The organism is Terrabacter sp. 01T434 (assembly GCF_056398545.1).
This window is the reverse complement of the sequence record NZ_JBFTPP010000013.1, coordinates 63,052-70,928: the sequence shown is the minus strand read 5'-3', so window position 1 is coordinate 70,928 and position 7,877 is coordinate 63,052. Positions and strand designations below refer to the sequence as shown.

General features: G+C 69.0%; 6 protein-coding genes. All 6 read right to left on the bottom strand.

The genetic code is table 11. The features are described from left to right. Positions 1-774: 774 nt before the first annotated feature. Positions 775-2,064, bottom strand: coding sequence for a thymidine phosphorylase (locus tag AC1DIW_RS21195; RefSeq protein ID WP_442277923.1), 1,290 nt, complete (start codon positions 2,062-2,064; stop codon positions 775-777). Positions 2,065-2,121: 57 nt separating this feature from the next. After that, positions 2,122-2,538 carry a cytidine deaminase gene (locus AC1DIW_RS21190; protein ID WP_478110746.1) on the bottom strand — a complete coding sequence of 139 codons (417 nt, stop codon included), beginning with the start codon at positions 2,536-2,538 and terminating at the stop codon, positions 2,122-2,124. Further along, positions 2,535-3,809 (bottom strand): ABC transporter permease, encoded by a 1,275-nt coding sequence (locus AC1DIW_RS21185; RefSeq protein ID WP_478110745.1) that lies wholly within the window; start codon positions 3,807-3,809, stop codon positions 2,535-2,537. The genes AC1DIW_RS21190 and AC1DIW_RS21185 overlap by 4 nt, the downstream gene beginning before the upstream one ends. After that, positions 3,806-4,927, bottom strand: coding sequence for an ABC transporter permease (locus AC1DIW_RS21180; RefSeq protein ID WP_442277920.1), 1,122 nt, complete (start codon positions 4,925-4,927; stop codon positions 3,806-3,808). The genes AC1DIW_RS21185 and AC1DIW_RS21180 overlap by 4 nt, the downstream gene beginning before the upstream one ends. Further along, positions 4,924-6,552: an ABC transporter ATP-binding protein gene (locus AC1DIW_RS21175; RefSeq protein ID WP_478110743.1), complete on the bottom strand. Its 1,629-nt coding sequence runs from the start codon at positions 6,550-6,552 to the stop codon at positions 4,924-4,926. Before AC1DIW_RS21175 ends, AC1DIW_RS21180 begins: the two co-directional genes overlap by 4 nt. 214 nt (positions 6,553-6,766) lie before the next feature. Further along, positions 6,767-7,825: a BMP family lipoprotein gene (locus AC1DIW_RS21170; RefSeq protein ID WP_442277918.1), complete on the bottom strand. Its 1,059-nt coding sequence runs from the start codon at positions 7,823-7,825 to the stop codon at positions 6,767-6,769. Positions 7,826-7,877 lie beyond the last annotated feature (52 nt).

Here is a 7,877-nt window from a genome sequence, read left to right as displayed (position 1 = left end):
AAACACCCACCCCCGAAAAGGAGATGAGCAAACTTTGAACCCATGAAGGGCTCGAAAACCTGACTGAAGCCGAACCACTAGCTCAAAAAAAGCTAGAAGTTCGATTCAACCAAAGGATAATTCGCCCAAAACACCACACGACCACCCATTCGAGTGACCATGCCGCGCCTCGGGACGAGGTAATTGGCATCGATTTTTGACACGCTGTTGAGTTCTCAAGAATCGGACACACACCATCAACCACCTCAACGAGGAGGTCTCCGGGGCAACCCTTCAAACTTACCCGCGTCAAGCTTGGGAGTCAAACCCGCGAACCGTCCTTCAGGACGACCGAGTCAGACCCGCTTGGTGTCAGCGGCCATGCTCTCCGAAGCCTACCGGATCAACCGGCGTGCCTCGGCCACCCCGGAGAAGTGCTCGATCGACTCGAGCTCCTCAGCGGGGCGATCCAGCACCTTACCGGACGAACCGGACTGGTCTGGACCATGATGGTCAACCCCGGGACCGGCCAACTTCGCTCGCGATTGACTCGCTCCGCGGTGGCGTCCGTTCCTCCCTGTCGGGCTGACGAAGAGAACGTTAACCCGCCCCTCCGGAGAAACACAAATCCACCCCTCTGCGACGCCTCTGCTGCGCCGCTGGCGCTCTGACCTGCGGAAAGTCCGACATCGGCAGCCTCGGTGCGCCCGTGCCGCGCGCACGCCGACGCACCCCTTGCGACTACCAGCCCGAGGGAAAGGACGGACGGATCGCTCTTTCGATGGGGGTTGGCGCTCAGGACACGCGGTCGATGACGATCGGGGGGAGGTCCGGACGCGAACCCTCCGGGGCGATGGTGAAACCGCCCTCGAGAGCCTCGAGGGCGCGGGCGAAGCGCTCGGGTTCGTCGGTGTGCAGGGTCATCAGGGGCTCTCCCCCACGCACCGTCGCACCCGGCTTGTGGTGCAGCTCCACGCCGGCTCCGGCCTGGACCGGGTCCTCCTTGCGGGCGCGACCGGCCCCGAGGCGCCACGCGGCCACACCCACGGCGAGGGCGTCCAGCTGGACGAGCACCCCGTCGGCGGGCGCCAGCACGTGGTGCGTCTCCTTCGCCGTCGGCAGCTCGGCGTCGGGGTCTCCCCCCTGGGCGCGGATCATCCGCCGCCAGACGTCCATGGCCCGGCCGTCCGCGAGCACGTCCGCCGGGTCGATGTCGGACCGCCCCGCTCCCGCGACCATCTCGCGTGCGAGCGCCAGGGTGAGCTCGACGACGTCGCCGGGTCCCCCGCCGGCGAGCACCTCCACCGACTCGCGCACCTCGAGGGCGTTTCCCGCGGTGAGGCCGAGGGGTGTCTCCATGTTGGTCAGCAGCGCGACCGTGTGCACGCCGGCGTCCGTGCCGAGACGGACCATCGTCTCGGCGAGCTCCCGCGCCTGGCCCAGCTCCTTCATGAACGCGCCGGACCCGACCTTGACGTCGAGGACGAGCGAGCCCGTGCCCTCGGCGATCTTCTTGCTCATGATCGAGGTGGCGATGAGTGGCACACACGACACGGTGCCCGTGACGTCACGCAACGCATACAGCTTCTTGTCGGCGGGGGCGAGGCCCGTCCCGGCCGCGCAGATGACGGCGCCGACGTCCTCGAGCTGGTGGAGCATCTGCTCGTTCGTCAGGTCGGCGCGCCACCCGGGGATCGACTCGAGCTTGTCGAGCGTGCCGCCGGTGTGCCCGAGCCCTCGGCCCGAGAGCTGGGGGACGGCCACGCCGCAGGCGGCGACGATCGGAGCCAGGGGCAGGGTGATCTTGTCGCCCACTCCCCCGGTCGAGTGCTTGTCGCTCGTCGGGCGTGACAGCCCCGAGAAGTCGAGCCGCTCCCCGGAGCGGATCATCGCGTCGGCCCACCGGGCGATCTCGCGCGGGCTCATCCCGTTGAGGTAGATCGCCATCGCGAGAGCGGACATCTGCTCCTCGGCGACCGCACCCCGGGTGTAGGCGTCGATGACCCAGTCGATCTGCGCGTCCGAGAGCTCCTCCCGGTCACGCTTGGCGGAGATGACGTCGACGGCGTCGAAGGCTTCGCTCACGAGAACATCCTCACTCGACCACGCGGGTCTGTCCGGGGGCACGGGGGTGCAGGCCGTTCACGGCCGTGAGCTCCCGTGCGTCAGGTCGTCGGCCCCGAAGGCCTGCGGCAGCACCGCCGTCATGGGCAGCACCCCCTCGGGGGTCATGAGCAGGCACTCCGGGCCGCCGTTCTCCCACAGCAGCTGACGGCACCTACCGCAGGGCATCAACGCCGTGCCGTCGGAGCCGACGCAGAAGACGGCCGTCAGCCGCCCTCCGCCGCTCGCGTGGAGCTCGGACACCATGCCGCACTCCGCGCAGAGGGCGACGCCGTAGGCGGCGTTCTCGACGTTGCAGCCGCCCACCACGCGTCCGTCGTCGACGAGCCCGGCCACGCCGACCCGGAACTCGGAGTACGGCGCATAGGCACGCTCCATGAGCTCGACGGCCCGCAGGCGCAAGGCCTCCCAGTCGACGGGCGCAGGATCGGTCACGACGCCTCACCCTTGCGGTACACGGCGCCGTCAGCGGCCGGCATACGCAGTCGTTGTGAGGCGAAGGCGAGGACGAGGAGCGTCGCGACGTAGGGCGTCATGCCGGTGAACTCGTTGGGGACGCTGGGAGACGCGAGGAACCAGGCCATGGCCGCGACCCCCATCACCACCATGGGCACGCCGGTGAAGGACTTGCCCCGACGACGCCGCACGAGCTGCCAGATGCCCCACGCGGCCAGGCCGATGGCGATCGGCAGGAGGTAGGCGTGGACGACGTCGCCGCCGCCGCGCAGCTGCACCGCGTCGGTGTAGCCGAAGAGGGCCGCGCCGCCCGCGAGCCCGCCCGGGCGCCAGTTGCCGAAGATCATCGCGGCGAGGCCGATGAAGCCCCGACCACCGGTCTGGCCCTCGCGGTAGAGGTTGCTGGCGACGAGGACGAGGAAGCCCCCCGCCAGCCCCGCGAGACCGCCCGAGATGAGGACGGCCAGGAACTTGTAGCGGTAGACGTTGACACCGAGCGTCTCGGCCGCCACCGGCGACTCACCGCACGAGCGCAGCCGCAGGCCGAAGGCCGTGCGCCACAGCACCCACCACGTCACCACGAGCAGCAGCACCGCGATGACCGTCAGGACGTTGAGGTTGGTCGTGACCGCACGCAGCACGGCCGCGAGGTCGGACACGAGCCACCAGTGCTTCTGCTCGAGGTTCTGCAGCGGGTCGGAGACCCCGGGCACGGACAGGAACGGCAGCTGCTCCAGAGGCGGCGACTGCGTGGGGCCACCTCCCGGCAGGCCGGTGAACGTGCGGACCGCGAGGTAGGCGCCGGCGCCGAGGCCGAGGAGGTTGATCGCCACACCGGAGACGATGTGGTCGACACCGAAGACCACGGTGGCAAGGGCATGGACGGCGCCACCGACGACGCCCGTGAGGATCGCCCCGAGGATGCCGGCCCACGGGCCGTAGTGGTAGCCGAAGAACGCGCCACCCCACGTGCCCAGGATCATCATGCCCTCCAGGCCGATGTTGACGACGCCGGCCCGCTCGCTCCAGAGGCCACCGAGACCGGCGAGGCCGATGGGCACGGCCAGACCAATGGCAGCCATGAGGGCACCCGAGGAGTCGATGTCGTTGGCGCCGGTGAGGACGCGGACCGTCGAGAGGACGACGAGGCCGCCCACGACGATCGCGGCCCAGAACCACCGGGGTCGACCCCCGCGACTTGCTGCCGGCGGCGTGGCCGGGGCGGTCTCGGTCATGACGGAGGCGCTCATGCCACCGCTCCTTCCGTCGGTGCGCCGGCTTGCCGGGCGAGCTCGCTGGCGACACGCCGCTGCTCCAGGCGGACGTTCGCGCGGCGGACGACCTCGTAGGCGATGACGACGGACAGCACGATGACTCCCTGGATGACGAGCACGAGCCGGTCACTGACTCCAGCGGTGATCTGCAGGCCGTTGCCCTGGGCGTCGAGGTAGGCGAACAGCAGCGCGGCGAAGGCGATGCCGATGGGGTTGTTGCGACCGAGCAGGGCAATGGCGATGCCGGCGAAGCCGAGACCGGCCTGGACGGTGTCGCCGTAGACGTAGTCCTGCCCGAAGAGCAGCGGCATGCCGACGAGCCCGGCCGCGGCACCGGAGATGAGCATCGACAGGAGGACCATCCGCTTGACCTTGACGCCGCTCGCGACGGCCGCCGACTCGGACCGGCCGGTCGCGCGCAGGTCGAAGCCGAACCGCGTCTTGTTGATGACGAACCAGTAGAGGACGCCGACGAGGATGGCGAGCAGGATGAGGCCGTACATCTTGCTCGGCGTCGCGATGATGCCGTCGACCGAGATGCCGGGCACCCGGGAGTCCTGCGGCAGCGGCTTCGTGTTGGTCGCGTTGCTGCCCTGGACCTTCTCGGCGGTCTTGCCCAGCAGGAAGGCCACGAGGAAGGTGGCGATCGCGTTGAGCATGATCGTGGAGATGACCTCGGAGACGCCGCGCGTCACCTTGAGCACGCCGGCGATCCCGGCCCAGAGGGCTCCGGAGGCCATCGCGACGAAGAGCGCCACGATGATGTTGAGCCAGCCGGGCAGCCAGCCCTGGCCCGCGAAGAGGGCCGCCGCGAACGAGGCGACGCGGTACTGGCCGTCGACACCGATGTTGAAGAGGTTCATCCGGAAGCCGATGGCCACGGCGATCGCCGACAGGTAGTAGACCGATGCAGCGTTGACGATCGCGACGACCTGACGCGGCAGCGGTGCCTTGAACAGCTGGGCCCAGACCGCACCGACCGGGTCGCCGGCGACGAACAGGATGATGCTCGTCACCACGACGGCCACGACGATCGACAGCAGCGGCGCCGCGATCGCCATGACGATGCGGCGGGCGTCGAAGCGGGTGCTCATCGGGTCTTCTCCTCGTCGGTGCCGGCATCGTCGCCGGTGCCGGCATCGTCGCCGGTGCGGGCATCGTCGTCGGTGGACGCGGACTGCGCCCCGGTCATGGCGGCGCCGAGCTCCTCGCGCGTCACGACGTCCGGGTCGAACTCACCGGACAGCTTGCCTCGCAGGATGACGCGGATGGTGTCGGACAGGCCGACGAGCTCCTCGAGGTCGGCCGAGATGAGCAGGACTCCCAGTCCGTTGCGGCGGGCGGCCTTGATGTGGTCCCAGATCGCCGCCTGCGCGCCGACGTCGACGCCGCGGGTCGGGTGCGCCGCGACGAGGACGCGCGGGTTGCGGCGCATCTCGCGGCCGATGATGAGCTTCTGCTGGTTGCCGCCGGACAGCGAGCCCGACGTCACGTTGATCGAGGGGGTGCGCACGTCGAACTCGTCGACGATCGTCTGCGTCTCGCGCTTGGCCGCGCCCGCGTTGACGAGGACGTGGCCCGGGCCGGTGACGTTGATGGCCTCGGTCTGGTGGCCGAGGATGACGTTCTCCCAGAGCGGGGCCTCGAGGAGCAGGCCGTGGCGGTGCCGGTCCTCGGGGATGTAGCCGATGCCGGCCTCGCGGATCTCTCGGACCTGCCAGTCGGAGATGTCGACGTCGCCGAGCAGGATGCGGCCGCTCGAGGGCTCGCGCATGCCCATGATGACCTCGACGAGCTCGGCCTGGCCGTTGCCCTCGACGCCCGCGATGCCGACGATCTCGCCGGCGTGGATGGTGAGGTCGATGTCCTCGAGCAGCGCACGACCGCCCGCCGGGTCGGCGAGCGACGTGTCCTCGATCGTCAGCATCGGGGTCTGCGTGACCGTCGACTCCTCGGTCGAGGGCGACGGCAGCTCGGAGCCGACCATCAGCTCGGCGAGCTGGCGCGCCGTCACACCGGTCGGGTCGACCTCGGCGACGGTCGTGCCGCGGCGGATCACCGTGATGGCGTCGGCGACCTTGAGCACCTCGTCGAGCTTGTGCGAGATGAACATGACGGTCAGGCCCTCGGACTTCAGCTCACGCAGGTTGTCGAAGAGCTCGTCGACCTCCTGCGGCACGAGGACCGCGGTCGGCTCGTCGAGGATGATGATCCGCGCTCCGCGGTAGAGGACCTTGAGGATCTCGATGCGCTGGCGGGCTCCCACGCCGAGGTCGGCGACGAGCGTGTCGGGCGGCACCTCGAGCCCGTAGGCGTCGGCGATCTCGCGGATCTTCGCGCGCGCCGCGTCGCCGATGCCGTGCAGCTTCTCGGCGCCGAGGACGACGTTCTCGAGGACAGTGAGGTTGTCGGCCAGCTGGAAGTGCTGGAAGACCATGCCGATCCCGGCGGCGATGGCGTCGGACGGCGAGCGCAGCTCGAGTGCCTTCCCGTCCACCTCGATCGTGCCCTCGTCGGGCTGCTGGACGCCGTAGAGGATCTTCATCAGCGTCGACTTGCCGGCGCCGTTCTCACCGACGATGGCGTGGACGGTGCCCCTGTCGACGGTGAGCGCGATGTCCTTGTTGGCGACGACGCCCGGGAACCGCTTCGTGATGCCCTCGAGCCGGACGGCCGGGGCTCCGTGGTGGACCGCCGCCGGGGGCCTGCCCCCGGTCACGGGCGTGTTGCTGACGATGACACACACTCCTCATGCGGGCCCGCCTCGACACGGGCGTCGATCGAGTATTGAACCAGCACTCGCGAACCTAACAAGCCGCGGTGCCGGGTGGGGGAAGTCTGGAAGATGCGACGGCCCGGGCAGCGCTGCTCGCGCCGCCCGGGCCGTCCGGTGGGACGACCGTCAAGGCCGTTCCCGTCCGGGATCAGGATGATCAGGACTTCGGGACCGTGATCTCGCCCGAGATGATCTTCTGCTTGTACTCGTCCAGCTTGCTCTTGATGTCGTCGATGTGGCCACCGGTCGTGGAGTAGTCGACACCGCCGGCCTTGAGGTCGAAGATCTTGTTGCCGGCCTTGAAGGTGTTGTTCTTCACCGAGGTGATGAAGTCGAACACGCCGACGTCGACCTTCTTGATCATCGAGGTGATGATGACGTCGCGGACGTCGGCCGGGGCCGTCTTGGCCTGGTCGGAGTCGACGCCGATGGCCATCTTGCCGGCCGCCTTGGCCGCCGTGAAGACACCGCCGCCGGAGCCGCCAGCAGCGTGGTAGACGACGTCGGCGCCGCTCTGGTACATGCCGTCAGCCGCGGCCTTGCCCTTGTCGACCGAGTTGAAGCCGGAGAAGTCCGGCGGCTGCGTGAGGTACTTGACGTCGATCTTGACGTCCGGCTTGACCGCCTTGACGCCGGCCTCGAAGCCCTTCTCGAACTTCTTGATGAGGTCGGTCTGGACGCCACCGATGAAGCCGACGTGGTTGGTCTTGGTCTTGAGGGCTGCCGCAGCACCGACGAGGAAGGAGCCCTGCTCCTCGGCGAAGGTGATCTGGTCGACGTTGGGGCCGGCCGAGTCGGGCGACGCGTCGTCGACGATGGCGAACTTGACTTCGGGGTTGGCCTTGGCGGTGTCGCCGACGGCCTTGGCGTAGGCGAAGCCGACCGCGACGATGTTGTTGTAGCCGGCGTCGATGAGCTGCTGCAGGCGCTCCTTGCGGGCGGACTCCGACTCACCGTTGACCGCCGAGGCCTCCTTGACGTCGGCACCCAGCTCGGTCTTGGCCTTGTCGAGGCCCGCCGCGGCGGCGTCGTTGAACGACTGGTCACCACGACCACCCACGTCGTAGGCCATGCCGATCTTCAGCGAGCCGCCGGTGCCGGTCGAACCGCCTGAGGCGCCCGGGGACGTCGTGTTGCCGGAGTTGCTGCTGCCGCAGGCTGCAAGCCCCAGCGAGGCGGCGGCGACAACTGCCGCGACCTTGGTTGCGTAACGCAAGTCGTGCTCCTTATTCCGCGGGGCCGACGACGACATCAGCCCAGATACGAAG